The 20745-nt window shown below is 73.4% G+C and carries 13 protein-coding genes and 5 pseudogenes; 8 read left to right on the top strand and 10 right to left on the bottom strand.

Annotated elements, in window-relative coordinates:
* Positions 1-3 precede the first annotated feature (3 nt).
* Positions 4-1386, bottom strand: coding sequence for a dipeptidase (locus BJF79_RS19140; RefSeq protein ID WP_075899318.1), 1383 nt, complete (start codon positions 1384-1386; stop codon positions 4-6).
* Positions 1387-1486: 100 nt separating this feature from the next.
* On the opposite strand from BJF79_RS19140, the gene BJF79_RS19145 reads away from it, so the two are divergent.
* Complete coding sequence (locus BJF79_RS19145; protein WP_075899262.1) at positions 1487-1798, top strand: DUF4031 domain-containing protein; 312 nt, start codon at positions 1487-1489, stop codon at positions 1796-1798.
* Here BJF79_RS19145 and BJF79_RS19150 read toward each other — a convergent pair.
* Entirely contained in the window at positions 1784-2392 is a 609-nt protein-coding gene (locus tag BJF79_RS19150) for an HD domain-containing protein (protein ID WP_075899264.1), read from the bottom strand. The two genes, BJF79_RS19145 and BJF79_RS19150, sit on opposite strands and share 15 nt — an antisense overlap.
* 132 nt (positions 2393-2524) lie before the next feature.
* On the opposite strand from BJF79_RS19150, the gene BJF79_RS19155 reads away from it, so the two are divergent.
* The 5 genes and pseudogenes from BJF79_RS19155 to BJF79_RS19170 all read left to right on the top strand — a co-directional run bounded on the left by BJF79_RS19155 (position 2525) and on the right by BJF79_RS19170 (position 7982).
* Positions 2525-3676 (top strand): acetyl-CoA carboxylase biotin carboxylase subunit family protein, encoded by a 1152-nt coding sequence (locus BJF79_RS19155; protein WP_075899266.1) that lies wholly within the window; start codon positions 2525-2527, stop codon positions 3674-3676.
* Positions 3677-3747: 71 nt separating this feature from the next.
* Positions 3748-5010 (top strand): annotated as a pseudogene (locus BJF79_RS19160) (IucA/IucC family protein); the annotation flags it as partial.
* A 38-nt stretch (positions 5011-5048) separates the two neighbouring features.
* Positions 5049-5321, top strand: coding sequence for a hypothetical protein (locus tag BJF79_RS60690; protein ID WP_262402277.1), 273 nt, complete (start codon positions 5049-5051; stop codon positions 5319-5321).
* A 146-nt stretch (positions 5322-5467) separates the two neighbouring features.
* Positions 5468-6715, top strand: a pseudogene (locus BJF79_RS19165) (IucA/IucC family protein); the annotation flags it as partial.
* A gap of 193 nt (positions 6716-6908) precedes the next feature.
* Positions 6909-7982, top strand: coding sequence for an alanine racemase (locus BJF79_RS19170; protein ID WP_075899268.1), 1074 nt, complete (start codon positions 6909-6911; stop codon positions 7980-7982).
* Between the two features lie 193 nt (positions 7983-8175).
* On the opposite strand, the gene BJF79_RS19175 is transcribed toward BJF79_RS19170, so the two are convergent.
* Genes BJF79_RS19175 through BJF79_RS19185 form a run of 3 tightly spaced genes read right to left on the bottom strand, consistent with a single transcriptional unit; the run spans position 8176 to position 9832 of the window.
* Positions 8176-8589: a hypothetical protein gene (locus BJF79_RS19175; protein WP_075899320.1), complete on the bottom strand. Its 414-nt coding sequence runs from the start codon at positions 8587-8589 to the stop codon at positions 8176-8178.
* The gene (locus tag BJF79_RS19180; RefSeq protein ID WP_262402265.1) at positions 8586-9200 is read right to left on the bottom strand and encodes a maleylpyruvate isomerase N-terminal domain-containing protein; all 615 of its coding nucleotides are present in this window, start codon (positions 9198-9200) and stop codon (positions 8586-8588) included. Before BJF79_RS19180 ends, BJF79_RS19175 begins: the two co-directional genes overlap by 4 nt.
* On the bottom strand, positions 9197-9832 hold the full coding sequence (locus tag BJF79_RS19185; protein ID WP_075899322.1) for a maleylpyruvate isomerase N-terminal domain-containing protein: 636 nt from the start codon (positions 9830-9832) through the stop codon (positions 9197-9199). Before BJF79_RS19185 ends, BJF79_RS19180 begins: the two co-directional genes overlap by 4 nt.
* A 238-nt stretch (positions 9833-10070) precedes the next feature.
* Between BJF79_RS19185 and BJF79_RS19190 the strand changes: the two are divergent.
* Both BJF79_RS19190 and BJF79_RS60695 read left to right on the top strand, forming a co-directional pair.
* A pseudogene (locus tag BJF79_RS19190) lies at positions 10071-11050 on the top strand (AMP-binding protein); the annotation flags it as partial.
* 165 nt (positions 11051-11215) lie between these two features.
* Positions 11216-11506 (top strand): AMP-binding enzyme, encoded by a 291-nt coding sequence (locus BJF79_RS60695; protein WP_262402275.1) that lies wholly within the window; start codon positions 11216-11218, stop codon positions 11504-11506.
* A gap of 24 nt (positions 11507-11530) precedes the next feature.
* Here BJF79_RS60695 and BJF79_RS19200 read toward each other — a convergent pair whose 3' ends face one another.
* From BJF79_RS19200 to BJF79_RS19215, 5 genes and pseudogenes are all read right to left on the bottom strand, one after another.
* Positions 11531-12670: a class I SAM-dependent methyltransferase gene (locus tag BJF79_RS19200; protein WP_262402266.1), complete on the bottom strand. Its 1140-nt coding sequence runs from the start codon at positions 12668-12670 to the stop codon at positions 11531-11533.
* Positions 12671-12788: 118 nt separating this feature from the next.
* Positions 12789-14384, bottom strand: coding sequence for a PD-(D/E)XK nuclease family protein (locus BJF79_RS67085; RefSeq protein ID WP_410050112.1), 1596 nt, complete (start codon positions 14382-14384; stop codon positions 12789-12791).
* 223 nt (positions 14385-14607) lie between these two features.
* Positions 14608-16173, bottom strand: a complete 1566-nt coding sequence (locus BJF79_RS67090; protein ID WP_410050113.1) for an ATP-dependent helicase — start codon at positions 16171-16173, stop codon at positions 14608-14610.
* 24 nt (positions 16174-16197) lie between these two features.
* Positions 16198-19355, bottom strand: a pseudogene (locus tag BJF79_RS19210) (ATP-dependent helicase).
* A 141-nt stretch (positions 19356-19496) separates the two neighbouring features.
* Positions 19497-20701: pseudogene (locus BJF79_RS19215) on the bottom strand (RNA-guided endonuclease InsQ/TnpB family protein).
* Positions 20702-20745: the final 44 nt, after the last annotated feature.

Below are 20745 nucleotides of genomic sequence, written 5' to 3' on the forward strand. Positions count from 1 at the left end.
GTGTCAGCGCAGGGCGCCGGCGAGTTCTTCCCACAGGTGCGCGGCGGCTTCGGCGCCCTTGAGCAGCAGCGGGATCTCGACCTTCTCGTTCGGCGCGTGGATGCGGTCGTCGTCGAGGCCGACCGCGACGAAGATCAGCGGCGCGTCCAGGACGTCGGCGAGGTCGGCTTCGGGGCCGCTGCCGCCCTCGCGGGTGAACAGCACCTCGCGTCCGAACGCGCGTTCCATGGCGCGGCGGGCGGCGAGCACGCCGGGCGAGTCGATCGGGGAGAAGCAGGGCCGGACGCCGCCGCCGGGGATCCGGACCTCGGCCTCGACGCCGGGCGGGGTGCGTTCGGCGACCCAGGCGCGGAAGGAGTCCTGCACCTTGACCGGGTCCTGGCCGGCGACGAGCCGGAACGAGATCTTGGCGTGCGCGTCGCGCGGCACGATCGTCTTGCCGCCCGCGCCGGTGTGCCCGCCCCACATGCCGTTGATCTCGGCGGTGGGGCGCGCCCAGATGCGTTCGAGGGTCGTGTAGCCGCGTTCGCCGTGCGGGGCGCGGCTGTTCCCGGCGGTGCGGAGCCATTCGTCCTCGTCGAACGGGAGTTTGCCGAACAGGGCGCGTTCCTCGTCGGTGAGGGGGACGACGTCGTCGTAGAAGCCGGGGAGGGTGACGCGTTCGTCGGCGTCGTGGAGTCCGGCGAGGAGCGTCGCCATGGCGTGCAGCGGGTTGGGGACGGCGCCGCCGAAGGAGCCGGAGTGCAGGTCGGTGGCGGGGCCGCGCAGCGTCACCTCGGCTTCGGTGAGCCCGCGCATGCCGGTGCACATGGACGGGACGTCGGCCGCCCACATCGTCGTGTCGCTGATGACGACCGCGTCGCAGGCGAGCCGGTCGCGGTGTGCGCGCAGCAGGTCGGCGAAGTGCACGGAGCCGGACTCCTCCTCGCCTTCGACCAGCAGTTTCACGGTGACGGGCGGGGCCTGCGCGCCGGTCGCGGCGAGCAGGGCGCGCAGTCCGAGGGTGTGGAAGAAGACCTGGCCCTTGTCGTCGGACGTGCCGCGCCCGATCAGCCGGTCGCCGCGTTCGACGGGGACGAACGGGTCGGTGTCCCATTCGTCGAGGGGTTCGACGGGCTGCACGTCGTGGTGGCCGTAGACGACGACGGACGGCGCGTCCGGGTCGGCGGCGGGCCATTCGGCGTAGACGGCGGGCAGTCCGGGGGTGTCCCAGATCTCGACGGTCGGCCAGCCCTGTTCGCGCAGGTGCGCGGCGAGCCAGTCGGCGGACCGCCGGACGTCGGCGGCGTGCGCGGGGTCGCCGGAGACGGAGGGGATCGCCAGCCATTCCTTCAGGTCCGCGACGAACCGGTCGCGTTCTTCGCGGATGTATCCGACAACGTCGATGTTCTCGACCGCGTCGTTCACCACTTGCCATGCCCCTTTGCATGTCGTCGTACTGTCGTGCACAGTACGGGATCGCCGTACTCGCCCACGGGAGGGCCTCTTGATCCTCATCGATCCGCCGCTGTGGCCCGCGCGCGGCCGGGTGTGGTCGCACATGGTCAGCGACGTGTCCTACGCGGAACTTCACGCGTTCGCGGAGGAACTGGGTATGTCGCCGCGCGCGTTCGACCGCGACCACTACGACGTCCCGTCCGAGTTCTACCAGGCCGCGGTCGCGCGGGGGGCGGTTCCGGTGGGTTGTCAGGAACTGCTGTTGCGTCTGACGCGTGCGGGGCTGCGTCGCCGGAAGGTCGTGCGGGAGGCGCTGCGCGCGCGCACGTCCGTCCCGGGGGCGGCGTCAGGTGCCGAGTAGGGCCAGTTCTGTCTGCATGTTGTGCCGGGCCGTTTCTTCGAAGCGCGCGCGGGCCGGTGGCGTGTTGAACAGGGACGGCAGCGCGAGCAGCGATTCGAGCACCTGGGCGCGTCCGGCCCGGTAGAGCTCCTCGGGGACGAACGCGTACTCGTCGCGGACGGCGGCGGCGTAGGCGGCGTACCGGTCGGGTCCGGCGCCGAGGATCGCGAGGTCGGCGTCGCAGAGCACCTGCCCGTCGCGGTCGCCGGGCTCGGGCGCGTGCGCGGCGGTCAGTTCGACGAGCCGGACGACGCGGGCGATGTCGTCCGGGGGCAGGTCGGTGTCGGCGAGCATGCGCTCGGCGAGGCGGGCGCTGCGTTCCTCGTTGTCGGCGCGCTCGGGGTCGTAGACGGCGTCGTGGAACCAGGCGGCGAGGCGGACGGCGTCGGGCGAGTCGGCGTGGCCGGCGAGCTCGTCGACCAGGTCGAGGACGGCGGCGAGGTGCTCGCGCGTGTGGTAGCGGCGGTGCGGCTCGCCGTAGCGGGCGTCGAGTTCGGTGCCGATGTGCCGGGTGTGCGGCCCGGCCAGCGCGACCCACCGCTCGATGAGATCCATGGCTTCATCTTGGCGGATCGCGGGACGGCGGGGGACACGCGGTGTCATCGTTCTTGCCCGGGCGGCGCGGTCCGGCCAGTATGGTGACGATTCTTGAGTTAGGCAAGGCTTACCTCACTGGAAAGGGCCCACTTGGCCGCCTCCCTCTACCTGGTCGCCGGGAAGGCCACCGACTCGGTGACGCACGGATTCCTGCCCGCCGCCGCGCGCCTCGGTCTCGACGTCGTGCTCCTCACCGACCGTCCCGCGGAGCACGCGGAGGCTCCACCGCCGGTCGGCGCGGTCGTCGAATGCGACGTCTCCGACTTCCGGGACATCATCGACCGGATCCGCGACCGGCCCGCCGCGATCTTCTCCAACAGCGACTTCCTGCAAACACCGGCCGCCCTCGCGGCGGCGTACTTCGGGCTGCCCGGCAAGGACTGGCGGGCGGCCGCGCGGGCGAAGAACAAGGCGCTGATGCGCCGCTGCCTCGCGCACCTCGACCCGGTCTTCTCCGCGGACGCCCGCGCGGTGCCCGCGGACGCGCCGTACCCGCTCGTCCTCAAGCCGCGCGAGGGCGTCGCGAGCGAGGACGTCTTCCTGGTGCGGGACGCGCCGGAGCTGCGCGCCCGCGTCGCGGAGATCGCGGCGCGGCGCGCGGACCCGCTCGTCGCCGAGGAGTACCTGCCCGGGGAGCTGCACACCCTCGAAACCCTCGGGGACGGGCACGAACTGCGGGTGCTCGGCTCGTTCCGCACGCGAATGTCCCCGCCGCCGCACTTCGTCGAGGAACGCCTCGAATGGGCGCCTCCTCCGCCGGAGACGCCGCAGGTCCTCGCGTCGCTGGAGGCGCTCGGCGCCGGGTTCGGCGCGTGCCATACCGAGTTCGTCGTCCACGCGGGCCGCGCCCGGATCATCGAGGTGAACTACCGGCTGATCGGCGACCACTGCGACTTCCTGCTCGCCGACCTGCTGGGCGTGCCGCTGCACGAGCGGATCCTGCGGGTGCACCTCGGCGGGCGGCTGGACGCGGCCGTCCCGCGCCCGCGCGGGCACGCGGTCGCCGAGCCGGTCATCGCCGACCGCGCGGGCCGCCTCACCGCCGCGCCCGGCCCGGTCGAGCTGGACGACGGCGACGTGCGGCTCGCCTACCGGCCGCAGCGCGCCGTGGGCGACGAGATCCCGCTCACCCGGACGAACCGGGACTATCTCGGCACCGTGCGGGCCATCGGCCCGGACCCGGACGGCGTCCGGGCGGCGCTCGCCCGATTCCGCGCGGCCCACGAGTGGACGATCGCGTGACCGAGCCCGACTCCCCCGGCGCATCCGCACGCGACTCTTCGGGCGCATCCAGGCCTGTCGCCGCTGCTTCGATGGACTTGGAGGGTCCCCTGGCGGCGCGTGTCCTGGACGCGTTGCTGCGGGAGAACTACGGAGGCTTGCAGGAGCTGATCCGGGAGGAGACCCTGCAGTTGCCAAGTCGTCGAATACGGCTTGTGGCGGCGCGCCCGGCGTTCCTGTCGGACGTCAAAGTGGACCCTGCGCAGATCCTGAAACTGGACGACGTGTTCCGCGCCGTACGGCACCTCGCCGACCCCACGGACGACGTCGCCGCGTTCGAGCGCGAATGCCGGGACGCCCTGGCCGCCGCCAAGCTGCACCGTGACGCGCGCCCCGCCGTGTACCGGCGTCTGGCCCGCATCCCGGACGAACTCCGCACCGGCCCCGGCACCTTCTACGACACCCTCGCCGCGTACAACGAGCACCCCGTGCACCCCACGAGCCTGGGCCGCGCCGGGCTGAGCCTGGCCGACCTGAGCCGGTACGCGCCCGAGTTCGGTCCCGCGTTCCCGCTGCGCTGGGCGCTCGTCCGCGACGCGATCCTCGCCGGGGCCCCACCGCCGTGGTGGCCCGCGCCGTCCGACGTGGGCCTGCCCCCCACGGACGGCGGCGCACTGTTCCCCGTGCACCCGCTCGCCGCCCCGCACGTCCGCCGCCGGCCCGGCGCCGTCCTCGCCCCGGACCCCTACCTCCGGGTCGGCCCCACGCTGTCGATGCGGACGGTCGCCGCGGCGCGGCTCGTCCACGTGAAGGTGCCGCTGCCGACGAGCACGCTCGGGCTGCGCAACCGCCGCACGATCACGCCGGGCACGCTGCCGGACGGCGCGCTCGTCGAGCGGATCCTGCGGCGCGTCCTCGACCGCGAACCGTCCCTGCCCGTCCTGCTGGCGGACGAGCAAACCTACGGGCACGCGCAGAACCCGCTGCTGGGGTACCTGGTGAGGCGATTCCCGGACGAGACGGCGCGCGCGCACGTCGTTCCCGTCGCCGCATTACTGGCCGAGGCCCCCGAACACGGTCACGTCATCGAACGCTGGGACGTCGAGTCGCTGTTCGCCTCCTACCTCGACGCGCTGTTCGCCTGGAACGTCACCCTGTTCCGCTACGGCATCGCCCTGGAGGCGCACCAGCAGAACGTATCCCTCGTCTTGGACGACGGCCCGCTCCGCCTCCTCGTCAAGGACAACGACGGCGCGCTCATCGACCCGGCCCGCCTCCGCGAACGCCTCCCGCCGGACCCGGACGCCGACCCGCGCGACCTCATCGACCGCCGCATGACGACCGCCGACCCCGACGCCCTCGCCCGCGTCTTCGTCACCATCACGCTGCACCTGTGCGCGGCGGCCCCCGCCCTCGGCCTGGCCGAACGGGGGCTCCTGCCCTGGCGGACGGGACGCGCTGCTCGTCCGCGACCGGCCTCGCCGCGGCGCTCGGCCCCGGCGACGCGTTCCTGCGCTCCCGGACGCTCGACGCCGCGACGCTGCCGGGCAAGGCCATGGTCACCGCCGGAACCCTCGTCGACAAGGCCAGGACCGGCGCCGCCGACATCAACAAGCACTACGGCCCGGCCGGGCCCAACTATCTACGGGACACCACGTGCTGCTGACCGGATCCGCGACCCCGGCCCTCACGGCCGACGACGCCACCTCGACCGCGCTGCTGAACTGCCTGATCCGGGAGGTCTGCGCGCCCGAGCAGCAGGTCCGGGCGGACGGCGCGCACCTGGTCGTGCGGCTCCCCCGCGCCGACGTCGTGCTGCGCACCGGCCTCGCCAGACCGCCCGCCGGGCCCACCTACCGCCTGGAACCCCCGTACGAGGAGCGGCGCGGCGACGCCTGGACGCCCGCGCCGTGGAACCGGCTCGCGGGCCTCGTCGCGGGCGAGCTCGAACTGGCGACCGGACGGGCGAACCCCGAGTTCCTCGCGCAGGTCGGCGACAGCCGCACCGCCCTCGCCGCGATCATCGCGGCCCGCACGGGCGCCGCCGGCCCGCCGGACGACCGGTACATCGCGTCCGAGCAGTCGCTCGTCGCGGGGCACCGGTTCCACCCGTCCCCGAAGTCGAGGCAGGGCGCGCCCGACGACTGGCTGAAGTACGCACCGGAAGCCCGCGCGCGCTTCCGCCCGCACTGGCTGGCCGTCCCCGAGGACCTCCTCGCCGAAGAGGGCGACCCGGACGCGTTCGCCACGCTGGAGAAGTACGGCCCGCCCCCGGGTCCCGGCCGCCGCCTGGTCCCCGCGCACCCGTGGCAGCTCGCGCTGCTCTCCGAACGCCTGCACCGCGCCCTGCACACCGGAATGGTCACGGACCTGGGCCCGTCCGACGCGGAGGCCGTGCCCACGTCGTCCGTCCGGACCGTTTACCTCCCGGACGCCGACGTCTTCTGCAAGTTCAGCCTGGACGTGCGCATCACCAACTGCGTCCGCAAGAACGCGTGGTACGAACTCTCGGGTGCGGTCGCGTTGAACGACCTCCTGAACCCGGTGTTCGCGTCCATGGGGGCGACCCTCCTGTCCGAACCCGCCTACCGCACGACCACACTCGCGGACCGGCGCCTGTACGAAGGTTTGGGCGTGATCCTGCGGCAGGGCGTGAAACACCTTCCCGGCACTCCACTCCTCGCAGGCGCCTTGGCCGACCCCTACGGCGACTTCCTCTCCTCCCTCCCCGCCCTGTCGACCCCCGACGGCGCACTCGCCTGGTGGGACGCCTACGTGGCCCACGTGGCGCCGCCCGTCCTGCGCGCGTACCTGGACCACGGGATCGTCCTGGAGCCGCACCTCCAGAACGTCCTCGTATGCGTGGACCAGGACGGCATGCCGATCCACACCGCGTTCCGCGACCTCGAAGGCACCAAGCTCGTCCAGAACCGCTGGGACCTCGCGCACCTCCCGCCCCGCGTCGCCGAAAGCCTCACGTACGCGCCCGACCGGGGCTGGAACCGCGTCGTCTACTGCCTCCTGATCAACCACCTCACCGAGATCGCCGCCGCCGTCGCCGACCTGCACCCCGACCTCGAACTGTGGCCCGCCGCCCGCCGCCACTTCGCCGCCCACGACCATCGTCCGCAGGTCCGCGCGCTCCTCGCCGGGGTGCCGCTGCCCGCGAAGGCAACCTGCGCACCCGCTGGTCCCGGACGGCCGACCGCGGCGCCACGTACGTCCCCGCCCCTAACCCCCTGGCGCGACCGCTGTGAACCCCGACGACGTCCCCGCCGACCTCCCCGCGTACGTCTACGACCTGCGCGGCCTGAAAGAACACGTCGCGTCCGTGCGCGCGGCCCTCGGCCCCACGGAACTCTTCTACGCCGCGAAGGCGAACCCGGACGCGGAGATACTCCGCACGGTCGCCCCCCACGTGGACGGTGTCGAAGTGTCCTCGGGCGGCGAACTGACCCACGTCCGGGAGACGCTCCCACACACCCCCCTGGCGTTCGGCGGCCCCGGCAAGACCGACGACGAACTGGCCCTGGCCCGACACCACGCGGACCGCATTCACATCGAGAGCCCACGCGAACTGACCCGCCTAGCCGCACTCGGCCCGGCGGACGTCCTCCTCCGCGCGAACCTCCCCTTCCGCACGCCGGGCGCCGCCCTGTCCATGAGCGGCCCGTTCGGCATGGACGAGGACGCCCTCGACGAGTGCGCCCGGCGCCTCCCCGGCACGCCCCTCGCCCTTCGCGGTGTCCACGCGCACCTCGCCTCGGGCCTCGACGCCCCCGCGATGCTCGACCTCGCGGCACAGATCGTCGAGTGGGCCCTCCCGTTCCTCGAAAAGCACGGCGTGGACGACCCGGAGATCAACGTCGGCGGAGGCATGGCCGTCGACTACGCCTCCCCCACCACCCGCTTCGACTGGGAAACCTACGGAAGGGGCCTCCCCGGAAACACGAGACTCCGCGTCGAACCGGGCCGCGCCCTGACCGCCTACCACGGCCGGTACGTGACCGACGTCCTCGACGTGAAGACGACGCGCGGCGAGACCTACGTCGTCCTCCGAGGCGGCACGCACCACCTGCGAACCCCGGTCACCAAGGGCCACGACCATCCCTTCGAAGTTCTGACCTCGAAGCAAGCCCCGACGTCCCGCGCCACCCTCGTCGGGCAGCTCTGCACCCCGAAGGACGTCTTCGCGAGCAACGTCCCCGTCCCGCCCCTGTCCCCCGGCGACATCGTCGCCTTCTCGATGGCGGGCGCCTACGCCTGGAACATCTCCCACCACGACTTCCTGATGCACCCGAAACCCACGTTCCACTGCCTCCGCTGAGCACCGAACCCGGCCGTCGGACGGCTCGAAAGTGCGGCTGCTCGACCAGGGACCCGCCGGACCCATCGTGGACGCCCACACCGGCGCGCTCGCCGCCGAACTACCGCGATCCAGGACGAGCCGACCTGACGGGCGACGCGCTGCGGGTCCGCCACACGGGCTGGACCCGCGACCGCCTGCGGCACCGGCGCCGTCAGCACTCGTCCAGCAGGTGCGCGGACGGCCCGTAGTTGATCTTCCAGTCGGCGTACACCCCGACCGCCCCGTCGGCCACGCATCGGAGCCCGACGCTGATCCAGCGAACCTCGCGATCGGCGTGGAGCGAGAATCCGACCCCGACTTCGAACTCCGCCTCACCGCACGGGCACTCGCAGATGACGAGCTCGGCCTCGTCGAGGTGATCCGCGCCGTCCGCGATGTACGCGGCGGTCCCGCACCGGACGCACGTCCGCTGAGCGACGCCGTTCAGATCGTCCAGAAGCACCTCGAAGACGCGCCCGTCGCAGGTCGCGCACTTCGACTGGACGACCTCGTCAACGCGATATCCCTCGGCCTGGAACGTCCGTATGTACTCCGCGAGACCGGTGGAGTCACCCGACTCGGTCATCGCGGCGTGCCGTTCCAGCGCCAGGTCGTGGGGCGGGGGCGGCCGGGGAGGTCGGCGCGGCCCGTCGCCCAAAGGAGCGTCGGCCACGGGGGCTCGTCGGACGGGGCGTCCGGGAACAGGCGCGCCAGGACGCGCGCGCACACGTCGGCGGGCGGGTCCCACGGCAGGCCGAGGCCCTCGGCGAGGTCGTGCGTGTGGACGAGCGTTTCCACGACGCCCATCGCCGCGAAGCCCTCGGGGTCGGACGCGCCGAACACGTGGTGCGCGCGGACGTGCGGCCGCGTGACGCGGGCCATCGCGACGAGCAGCGCGCCGGACGCTTCGAGCACCTGCAGCAGTCCGGAGGGGCCCGCGTCGCGGTTCGCGTGGACGGCGTTCGCGGGGCCGCCGAGGCGGCGGCTCTCCCACACGAACGGGACGAGCCCGTCCATCGGCGGCGTGCGCGGGCCGATCTGGACGGCGTAGGCGAACAGGTCGTCGGCGAGGTGTTCGACGGTCTCCCAGCAGGTCCAGTCGAGGGAACCGGCCTTGGCGTCCCACGCGTCCGGCGGCGCCGCGCGCAGGGCGGCGACGGCCAGGTCGACCGTCCGGTCGAGGTCGTCGGCGATCACCGCGGCGTGCCGTCCCAGCGCCAGTCCGTGACGCGGGGGCGGCCGGGGAGGTCGGCGCGGCCCGTCGCCCAAAGGAGCGTCGGCCACGGGGGCTCGTCGGCGGGGGCGTCCGGGAACAGCCGGTACAGGACGCGCGCGCACACGCCCGCGGGCGGGGCGTACGGGATGCCGAGGCCCTCGATCAGGTCGTAGGTGTGCAGGAGCATCTCCACGGCGCCCATCGCCGCGAAGCCCTCGGGGTCGGACGCGCCGTAGACGTGGTACGCGCGGGCGTCCGGTGACGTGACGCGGGCCATCGCGACGGTCAGCGCCGCGCAGGATTCGAGGACCTGCAAGAGCCCCTCGGGTCCGGCGGCGGTGTCGGCGCGGATCATGGTCGACGGGGCTGCGGGCCTGCGGCCCGCGCGGGCGAACGGCACGTTGCCGTCCATGGGCGGCTTCTTCGGCCCGAACTGCACGGCGTACAGCATGAGCGCGTTGCACATGTGCTCGACGGTCTCCCAGCGGGTCCAGTCGAGCGAGGCGGGGTCGCCGTCCCACGCGTCGGCGGGGACCTCGCGCAGGGCGTCGAGGGAGACCTGGACGGCCGAGTCGAGGTCGTCCGGGGTCAGGGGTCCGGGGTTCGCTGGCATCGACGTCACCCTAGTCTTTTGCGCGCCGTTGAACATCTCGTCTAATGGGTATGGCGACCTTCCCGACAAAGGAGAGATTTCGGTGCTCGACCGGGTGCGTTCGTTCGCGGGACACGGAGTACGGGCGGCACGCGCGGTCTGGGACGTCGGCGCGCTGCGTCCGGTGCGTCCGGATCGGGCGGTCCGGATGCCGCTGGCCTTCCTGCGCTACGGTCCCGTCCCGGCCACGGTCGGGGCGATGGCCGCGCTGCGGTTCCCCGGACGGACGGCGATCATCGACGAGCGCGGCGAGCTGACGTACGCGGAGCTGGAGGCGCGGGCGGCGGCACTGGCGACGGCGCTGCGCGACCGGGTCCGCGCGGACGACCGCATCGGGATCCTGTGCCGCAACCACCGGGGGTTCGTCGAGGCGGTCCTCGCGGCGTCCCGGCTGGGCACCGACGTGGTGCTCCTCAACACCGACTTCTCCGCGCGGCAGCTCGCGGACGTCGTCGAACGGGAGGGCGTCGGGCTGCTCGTCCACGACGAGGAGTTCGCGCCGGTCGTGGACGACGCCGCGTTCGGCGGCGCGCGGATCCTCGCCTGGACGGACGCGCCCGCACTGGAGAGCATCGACGCGCTCGTCGCGGAGACCCGCGCCGAACCGCTGAACCCCGCCCGGACGAGCAACGTGATCGTCATGACGTCCGGCACCACGGGCACCCCGAAGGGGGCGCGGCACGAGATGTCGGTCGGGGCGATGATCCCGGCCGCGCTGACGCACCTGATGCGCGTCCCGGTCCGGTCGGGCTCGCCGATCGTGATCACTCCCCCGCTGTTCCACCTGCTCGGCTTCGCCTACTCGACGGTCGGGCTCGGCATGGGCATGCCGCTGGTGCTGACGCGCCGCTTCGACGCGGCGGGCACGCTGCGGTCGGTCGCGGAGACCGAGGCCGGAACGCTCGTCGCCGTCCCGATCATGCTGCAGCGCATCTTGGACGTGCCGGACGCGGCGGCGCGTCCCTGCGGACGGTCGTGTGCGGCGGCTCGGCGCTGCACCCGCACGTGTCGGACGCGTTCATGGAGCGGTTCGGCGACGTCCTCGTCAACGTGTACGGGGCGACGGAGGTCGGCTGGGCGACCATCGCTACCCCGGACGACCTGCGCGAAGCCCCCGGCACGGTCGGGCGGCCTTCGCTGCGGCTGACGATCCGGATCCTCGCCGAGGACGGCCGCGAGCTGCCGACGGGCGAGCCCGGCGAGATCTTCGTCGGCGGCGGGCTGCGGTTCGCCGGCTACACCGGGGGCGGCGGCAAGCAGGTGCGGGACGGCCTGACGAGCACCGGCGACCTCGGCCACTTCGACGACGCGGGGCGGCTGTTCGTCGACGGGCGCGCCGACGACATGATCGTCTCCGGCGGGGAGAACGTGTTCCCCGGGGAGGTCGAGGCGCTGCTCGGCGGGCACCCGGACGTCGCCGAGACGTCGGTGACCGGGGTGGACGACGCCGAGTTCGGGCAGCGCCTCGCCGCGTACGTGGTGCGGGCGCCCGGCGCCGGGGTCGGCGCGGACGACCTCAAGGCGTACGTGAAGGAGCACCTCGCGCGCTACAAGGTGCCCCGCGACGTCCATTTCGTCGACGAGCTGCCGCGCACCAGCACGGGGAAGGTCAGGTCGAAGGCCCTCCACGGGTAGCCATGCAGATCCGGGCGAGGTCGTTCAGGGCGTCCGCGCGGCGCTCGTCCAGCGGCCGCTCGTCGCCCGGCGCGGCCTCCGCGAGGGTGTCGATGACCAGGGAGAACAGCGGCCATTCGGCGGGGCCGATGGCGCCCTGGAAGTCGATGCCGTCGGCCAGGTCGTCCACGTCGAGGTTGCGCGCGAACGCGGCGAGGGCGGCCTCGGCGGCCACCACGCCGATGCGCATCGCCAGCGCGGCCGGCTCGCGTTCCAGAGGCCGGTCGAGGGGAAGGGTGCTGGATGCCATGCGCGACAACATAGAACACATGAGCGAGCGACGTCGAACGTTTGCTCGAAAAAGTGCCGCGTGTCGCGCCCGGATCGTCGGGGCGTTCCCGGAATGTCAGCCCGCGATGGCGTGCAGGAAGAGCAGCGAGTGCGTGAAGTGCGGCTCCCCATCCCGCTCGCTCGGACGCATCCCGGTCGCGGCCCGCCGGACAGCTCGTCCCGCAGCTCGCGCCGGATCCCCTCGCGCACGTCCTCCGGCGTGCCGGAGAACTCCAGCCACGGCTCCAGCGGACGGACGACGTCGAACCGCTCGGCCCGCTTGAGCTCCGCGCCCGCGCCGGTGACGAGCTCGCCGATCTGCGACTCCGTCAGGACGGTGCCGTGCGACGGGTCGCGGAGCCGCTCGATCCGGTCGGGGTCGCCGCCGAGGTCGTCCGGGCGGACGAGGTCGGCGATGAAGATCGCCGCGCCGGGTCGGCTGACCCGCGCCATCTCCTGCACGACGGCCTTCGGATCGGCTGCCTGGTGCAGGGAGAACCGCGTCGCGACGAGGGTGAACGACCGGTCGAGGTAAGGCAGGGCGGCGGCGTCGCCGTGCGCGAAGGTGACGTTGGTGACGCCGTCGCGGTCGACGGCGCGCTTGCCCTCGGCGAGCATCGCGGGCGTCAGGTCGAGGGCGGTGACGTGCCGGACGCGCCGCGCGACCGCGCGCGACACCAGCGCCGTCCCGGCGGCGACCTCCAGCACGACGTCCTCGTTGTCGATCTCGGGGTCCATGAACCGGACGAGCCGGTCCAGGTGGCGGGTGAACGCCTCGTTGCGGACGGGGTCGGCGAACCCGGCCGCCTGCTTGGAGAACTCGCGGACCACCTTCTCGTCATGGGACACCGGCACGACGCCTCCCTGGGTCGGTTCCCCGGATCATCCCCGAAACCACCCCCCGGTGAACAGAGGCGGGTGACGATGATCACCCGGTGATCGGCGGGCGGCCGTCCGGTGAACGCCGGGGCGGTCACCCGGCCGGGACGCCGTCCAGCAGCGCCGCGAGCCCGGCCGCGTCCAGCAGGTCGGCCGGACGGACGGTCACGCCCGCGCGCACGTAGTGGAACGCGGCGCTCACCTCCGCGACGGGGACGCCCGCGAGCTGCGCCCACGCGACCCGGTAGGCGGCGAGCTGGACGGACGCGAACCGCGCGTCGTCGCCCGACGGGGGCCGTCCGGTCTTCCAGTCGACGACCTCGTAGCCGGTCCCGTCGCGGGACCGGAACACCGCGTCCATCCGGCCCCGTACCAGCCGGTCCCCGATGATCGTCTCGAACGGCACCTCGATGTCGAGGGGTTCGCGCGCCGCCCACTCCGACGACTCGAACGCGTCCTGCAGCCGCGCGAGGTCGCCGTCGTCGGCGGCGTCCTCGTCGGCGGCGCCGGGCAGCTCGTCCGGGTCGAGGAGGCGCTGCTGCCCCCAGCGGCCCTCCAGCCAGGAGTGGAACGCGGTGCCGCGCCGCGCGTAGGGGGCGGGCGGGCGCGGCATGGGGCGGCGGATCTGCCGGGCGAGCGCGGCCGGGTCGCGGGCGAGCGAAACCAGCGACGACACCGACAGGTGCCCGGGGAGTTCGACGAGCGTCCCGTCGCCGCCGCGGCCGCGGTCGCGCTCGGCGAGCAGCAGCTCGACGTCGCGCGCCCACGCCGACATGCGGGCCCGCTCGGACGCGGCGAGCCCCTCGTCGCCCGCCCACGGCCGGACGCGCCCGGCCATGGCGTCCTCGACCATGCGGGCGCCTTCGACGACAGCCTCGTACCGTTCCCGCGCGGACAGGTCGGTGTGCCCGCGGTCGCCGGGCGCGGCGGGCCAGGGCGCCTCCTCGGGGTCGGCGAGCAGCGGGTTCGTCGCGTCCTGCGGCGGCCGGGCGGCCCACGCGACGATCTTCCCGGCCCCGGCCGCGCACACTTCCCGGACCTCCTCCAGGAACGGCGACGGCCCGAGCGGGCGCCCCGACGACCCCCACCAGTACCCGGTGACGATCAGCAGGGCGGACGCGCGCGTCACCGCGACGTACGCGAGGCGCCGCTCCTCGCGCACGTCCCGTTCGGCGCACGCCTGCTCGAACGCCGCGAGGTCGTCCTTCTCCAGCCCGGCGAGGTGCGGCAGGTCGGCGCGGTCGCCGCGCAGCGGGAACGGCAGGACGCGCGGGTTCGCGGTCCAGCGGGTCGCGTTCGCGGGCGGCGACGGGAAGATCGAGCCCTTCGCCGGGTTGCCGTTCTTCTGCGCGGTGAACGACAGCCCGGGGACGATCACGACCGGCCATTCCAGGCCCTTGGACGCGTGAACGGTCAGCAGCTTGACGCTGTCGGTCTCCCCGACCCGCCCGGCCTCCAGCCCGAACTCCTCGGTCTCGGCGGCCTTGAGGTAGGCGAGGAACGCGCCGAGCGTCGGATCCTCGGCGTCCCCGGCGAACCGCGCGGCGGAGTCGATGAACGCGTCGAGGTCGGCGCGCGCGGTGACCGGGTCGAGCCCGGACCGGGCGGCGACCTCGATGTCGAGCCCGAGCGCCCGCTCGACCTCGTTGACCAGGTCGGGCAGCGGCAGCCCGACCTGCCCGCGCAGCACCCGCAGCTCGTCGCGGAGCCGCCGCAGCCGCCCGAACCCCTCGGGCGAGTACGCGGCGGGGTCGCCGAGGTCGTCGAGGGCGTCGACGAGGCTGCCGGTCTCCTGGTTCAGCTCCCCGACGAGCTGCCGCAGCGGATCGTCCGGCGCCTCCTCCCCCGTTCCGCCGGACGGCTCGGCCTCGACCGCGACCGGCTCGGCCTCCTCGTCGCGCTCGCGGCGCGCGTCACGTCCCGCGCCTGTTCCTGGGCCAGCGCGCCGCCCGCCACCCCAGCGCGACGAGGTCGCGGGGGCCGAGCCGCCAGCGCGGGCCGGTGAGCAGCCGCGCCAGCGACGCCCCGGCGGACGGGTCGTGCATGACGCGCATGGTCGCGACGACGTCCTGCACTTCGGGGACGGTCAGCAGCCCGCCGAGCCCGACGACCTCGACGGGGATCGCGCGGGCCTCCAGCGCGCGCCGCAGCAGCGGGAACTGCGACCGTTTCCGGGCGAGGACGGCGACGTCGGAGAACCGCAGCGGCTCGACCTGCGGGGCGCCGTCCGGGGCGGTGTCCTGGTCGGCGGTGAGCAGCGCGGCGATGCGGGCCGCGATGCGGTCGGCCTCCTCCTCGACGGTGTCGAACAGCGCGCACTCGACGCGCCCGCGCCCGTCCCGTCCGGCGCCCGGCACGAGGACCGGCACGGCCTCGGTGTCGGCGCGCAGCTCCTCCTGGATGCGGGCGGCCGCGTCGAGGATCCGCTCCCCGTTCCGGAACGACCGGCTGAGCTGCACGACCGGCGCCGGAACCGGCCGCCGCCCCCCGATCGAAGGCTGCACGGGGAAGTCGGACGCGAACCGCAGCAGGTTCCCGGCGCTCGCGCCGCGCCACCCGTAGATCGACTGGCAGGGGTCGCCGACCGCCGTCACCGGGTGCCCGGAGGCGAACAGCGACCGCAGCAGGACGAGCTGCGCCTGGCTCGTGTCCTGGTACTCGTCGAGCAGCACGACCGAGAACCGCGACCGCTCGATCATCCCGACCTCGGGGTGCCGGTGCGCGATCCGGGCGGCCAGGGCCATCTGGTCGCCGTGGTCGACGATCTCCTTCACCGACTTGGCCCGCCCGTACGCCTCGATCAGCGGCATGAGCTGCTCGCGGACGGCCTGCTTGGCGAGGACGTCGCGCTGCGCCTTCAGCGGCTTGCGCAGCGCCGCGAACATCTCGTCGAGCCGCGCGCCGACGCCGCGCACGTCGTCGGCCGTCCGCAGATGCTCGGACAGGTCGCCGGAGAGCTCCATGACCGCTTTCGTGACCGTGTCGGGCGACCAGTCGATGCGGTCCATCGGGCCGTTGTAGGCGTCGACGACCCGCGAGCAGATCTGCCACGCGACGGCCGGGGAGATCAGCCGCATCGTCGGTTCGAGCGCCTCGCGCAGCGCGTGGTCGCCGAACAGCCGCGCCGCGTACGAGTGGTACGTCGACACCATCGGCTCGCCGTCGAACAGGGACTCGCCGCCGAGCCGCTCCAGTTCGTCCGCCGGCAGTACCTCGCGCAGCGTGTCGAGCCGCCTGCGGACGCGCGCGCCCAGTTCGGCGGCGGCCTTGCGGGTGAAGGTGAGCCCGAGGACGCGTTCGGGCCGGACGAACCCGTTCGCGACGAGCCACACGACGCGCGCGGCCATCGTCTCGCTCTTGCCGGATCCGGCGCCCGCGACGACCGCCATCGGGGCCATCGGCGCCTCGATCACGCGGGCCTGCTCGTCGGTGGGCTCGGGGATCTCCAGCAGCCGCGCCAGCTCGGCCGGGGTGATCACCGAAGGCCCCCCGCGTCCGCCCGCCTAGTCACCGACCTGCCCGCCCTCGTCGTGGACGGGGCAGCAGGAGCGTACGGGACACGTCCGACACTTGTCGTTGGCGCGGGCCTGGAAGACGTCCGAGGCCATGCCGGTGGCGACGACCTCGATGAGCTTCTTCGGCCACTCGGGATCCGGGTCGTCGGCAGGGGGCGGCTGTTCCTGTTCCCGCGCGCGCGCAGAGAACGCCGCCTTCCCCACCTGGATGAGCTTCGCGCCTCCCGGCTCGATCAGTCCGTGGCGTTCGAACGCGCCCAGCATCACCGCGTACTGGTACACGCCGAGCTGCGGGTGCCGCGCCAGGTCGTCCTTCGGCACCGCCGTCGTGGACGTCTTGACGTCGATGATCACGGCCCGGCCGAGCTCGTCGCGTTCGGCGCGGTCGATGCGGCCCTTGATGACGACGCGGCCGAGGTCGACCTTGAACGACTCCTCCAGCGCCACGACCTCGTTGGGGTTGTCGCGGTGCCAGCTCAGGAACTTGTCGACCATCCGCGTGGCCTGCTCGCGCTGCTTGTCGGAGTACCACGAGCTGCGGAACTCCAGGTCGTTCCAGATGTCGTCGAGCCGCTCGGCGACGTGCACCTCGTCGATCCCGTCGTCGGCGCCCGCCATCTCGGCGACCGCGTGCACGACCTTGCCCATGGTGCTGTACTCGTTCGGGCCGCCCTCCTGCGCGCCGACGGCCGACGCGAGCAGCCACCGCAGCCCGCAGGTCGTGAACGCCTCCACCTGCGACGGCGAGATCGTGATCTGCTCGTCGTCGGTGAACGCCGGGCCCGGGTCCGACAGGGCGGTGATCGCGTACCAGTTCTCCGGACGGGCGCCGCGCACGCCCGCCCGCGCGAGCCGCGCGAGGTGCCCGGCGGCCGCGCGCCGCAGCGTTCGGGACGTCCGGGGTCGGCGACGACCGAGCGCAGGTCGGCGACCAGCGCCGCCAGCGACAGCCACCGCGTCTTCTCGTCGAGCTGCGACTGCTCGATCGCGCCCGGCAGCAGCTCGTTCAGGAAGCGGGACGGCCGCTCCTCGGCGTCGTCGCCGCCCACGGCCGTCACCACCAGCCGCTTGCGCGCGCGCGTCACCGCGACGTAGAAGAGGCGGCGTTCCTCGTCGAGCATCTTCGCCGACATCGACGCGCCCACGGCGGGCCCGTCCGCCGGGCCGTCCTCCTGCGAGCCCGCGTGGTGCTCGACCAGCTCCTCGACGCCCAGCAGCGAGCCGCGCAGCCGCAGGTCCGGCCAGACGCCCTCCTGCACGCCCGCGACGACCACGACGTCCCACTCCAGGCCCTTCGAGCGGTGCGCGGTGAGGATCCGGACGGCCTCGCCCTCCGGCGCCTGCTCGGCGAGCGTGTCCCCGGCGATCTCCTGCGCGGCGATGTTGTCGACGAACAGTTCCGGGCCCGCCTGCGGCAGCCGGTCGACGAACCGGGCCGCGTGGTCGAACAGCGCGACGACGGCGTCGAGGTCCCGGTCGGCGGCGGCGCCGCGCGTCCCGCCCTTGATGCTCTGCGCCAGCAGCCCGTCGGCCTGCCCGCTCTCGCGCCACACCTCCCACAGGACGTCCTCGGCGGTGCCGCCGTCGGCGACGCTCCGCCGCGCCGTCTCGATCAGGTGCGCCACCCGTTCCGCCGGGCCCCGCACCCGCTCATGGACGAGCGACACTTCCCGTGGGTCGTTCACCGCCGCCACCAGCAGGTCCCCCAGCGGACGGTTCCCGCCCGAGAGCTCCTCCAGGTCGCGCAGCGCGCGCTTGAGGCGACGCATACCGAGCGCGTCCGCGCCCCCGAGCGGGCCGGTCAGCAGATCTTCGGCGACGGCGTCGTCCAGGTAGTCCTTCTTCAGCGCCGCCCGCAGCAGCACCAGGAACGGGCGCACCGCGGGCTCCGACACCAGCGGCACCTCGTCGCCCGCGACCACGACCGGCACGCCCGCCTGCGCGAGCGCCCGCCGCAGCACCGGCACCTGCCGGACGGCGCTGCGCACCAGCACCGCCATCCGCGACCACGGCACCCCGTCGAGCAGGTGCGCGCGCCGCAGCTCGTCCGCGACCAGCGCCGACTCCTGCGACTCCGAGTCGGCGATCACCGCCCGGACCTCGCCCTCCTCCAGGTCCTCCGGCGGGATCAGCGCCCGGTGCTCGGCCGCGACCGCCGACCCGGCGGGCAGCCGCCGCGCGATCCGGCGGGACGCCGCCAGGATCTCCGGGCCCATCCGGCGGCAGTTCCGCAGCGCGACGACCGGCGCGGGCTCGCCCTTCAGGGTCCGGAACCGCTCGGGGAACTCCAGGATCCCGCGCACGTCCGCGCCCCGGAACCCGTAGATCGACTGGTCGGGGTCGCCCACCGCGACCAGGTCGCGGCCCCCGCCCGCCAGGTGCCGCAGCAGCGCCTCCTGCGCCGGGTCCGAATCCTGGTACTCGTCGACGAACACGACGTCGTAGGCGTCCTGCTCGCGGATCCGCGCCTCCTCTTCGAGGAGCGCCGCCGCCGCGATCTGGATCAGCTCGCCGTAGTCGTAGGTCGGGACGGGATCGAGCGCGAACCGCTCCTCGTAGCGGTCCATGAACCCGGCGATCGCGTGCCAGTCGTCCCGTCCCCGGATGCGGCCGAGCGCGTCCAGGTCGTCCGGCAGGTAGCCCCGCTCGACGGCCCGCAGCACGAAGTCACGCAGTTCCTCGGCGAACCCGCGCGTCGCCAGCGCCGCCCGCAGCCGCTCCGGCCAGCCGGGCGCGCCGTCCGCCAGCTCGCCCTCCAGCAGCCGCCGCACTTCGAGGAGCTGCTCGGGGCCCGACAGCAGCCGCGGCGACGGCTCCTCGTTGTCGACCGACTCGCGCCGCAGCAGCGCGTACGCGTACCCGTGGAACGTCAGCGCGAGCGGCGTCCGCGTCGTCCGCCGCAGCCGTCCCGCGATCCGCTGCCGCAGCTCCCCCGCCGCCTTCCGGCTGAACGTGAGGACGAGCACGCGCTCGGGGTCGACGCCGCGGTTCTCGATCCGGTCGACGACCGCCTCGACGATCGTCGTCGTCTTCCCGGTGCCCGGCCCCGCCAGGACCAGCAGCGGCCCCCCGGCATGCTCGACCACGCGCCGCTGCCGGTCGTCCAGGACGGGCGCGGCTGCGCGCGCGGGACCGGCGCGGCGCACGAGACGGTAGGAAGCAGGCGGCACAACAGTTCATTGCAGCAGATCAACGAGCATGATCGGACCACAACGCACCCATGTCGCGGAAGTGTGCAGGGTGGAACGCCGAATTGACTTCCTCCCCTCCCTGAAGGGAGGGGATTCCTACGGCTCGCGCCGCAGGGGTTTCTGCTTCTCCGCCGTCGGCGGCCGAGGAACCCCCGGCCGTCTTACATCGGCTCCACAGACATCGCCGGGGGACAGACGCCCGGCTGCGGCGTGACCGGCCGCAAGGATGTTCTTGGCCGCGTTGACGTCCCGGTCGTGCCGGGTGCGGCAGCCCGGGCACATCCAGCACCGGGCGGAAAGACTCAGATGCTCCAGGCGTGCCCGCAGTGCGAGCACGTCTTGGAACTGGGGAACCAGCGATCGATGACGATCAGGGTGCGTCCGGCGCGTTCGGCTTTGTATTCGAGCATGCGGCGGAACTCGCCCCACCCGCAGTCGGAGATCGCCCGCGCCAGGTTCCGGTTCTTGACCATGTTGGCGACGGCGAGGTCTTCGATCACGATGGTGTCGGCGTCACGGACCAGGTTGGTGCTGGTGCGGTGCAGGAAGTCTTGGCGGGCGTCGCGGACCTTGCGGTGGGCGCGGGCGACCTTGGTTTTGGCTTTGCGGCGGTTGGCCGAGCCGGGCTGTTTGCGGGCCATGCGCCGCTGGTACCGGGCCAGGTTCCGCTGCTTGCGCTCCAGATGCTTCGGATTGGGGATGCGCCGCCCGTCGGAGGTCACCGCGAAATCCTTGATCCCCACGTCGATGCCGATCGCGTACCCGACCGGCGGCGCGGGGTCCGGGTCGCAGGTGTCGACGCCGAAGGTGAGGTACCAGCGGCCGTCGGGCTCGCGCGAAACCACCACCATGGTGGGCTCCAGCCCGGCCACGTCCACATCGTCGAACGACCACACGAACTCAAGCGGCGCGGTGGTCTTGGCCAGCCGCAGCTCACCTTCGCGCATGCGGAACGCCGAGCGGGTGTAGTGCGCGGACTGGCGGCCGGTGCGGCTCTTGAACCTCGGATACTTCGCGCGTCCCGCAAAAAAGTTGGCGAATGCGGTGTGCTGGTGCCGCAGCGCCTGCTGCAACGGCACACTGGACACCTCGGAGAGAAACGCCAGATCCTCGGTTTTCTTCCACTCCGTCAGCGCGGCGTCGGTCTCCTTGTAGGACGTGTGCTTGCCCTCGGTGCGGTGGGCATGGGTGCGTTCGGCGAGGGTCTTGTTCCACACCAGGCGCACACACCCGAACGTGCGGCCCAGCATGGCCGCCTGCTCGGGGTCCGGGTACGCCCGGCACCGATACGCCGTCCTCACACTCTGTGAGTTTACGTGTTCATGGGGTTGTCTTGCGGTTGTTC

The organism is Actinomadura sp. CNU-125 (genome assembly GCF_001942465.1).
GTDB lineage: Bacteria > Actinomycetota > Actinomycetes > Streptosporangiales > Streptosporangiaceae > Spirillospora.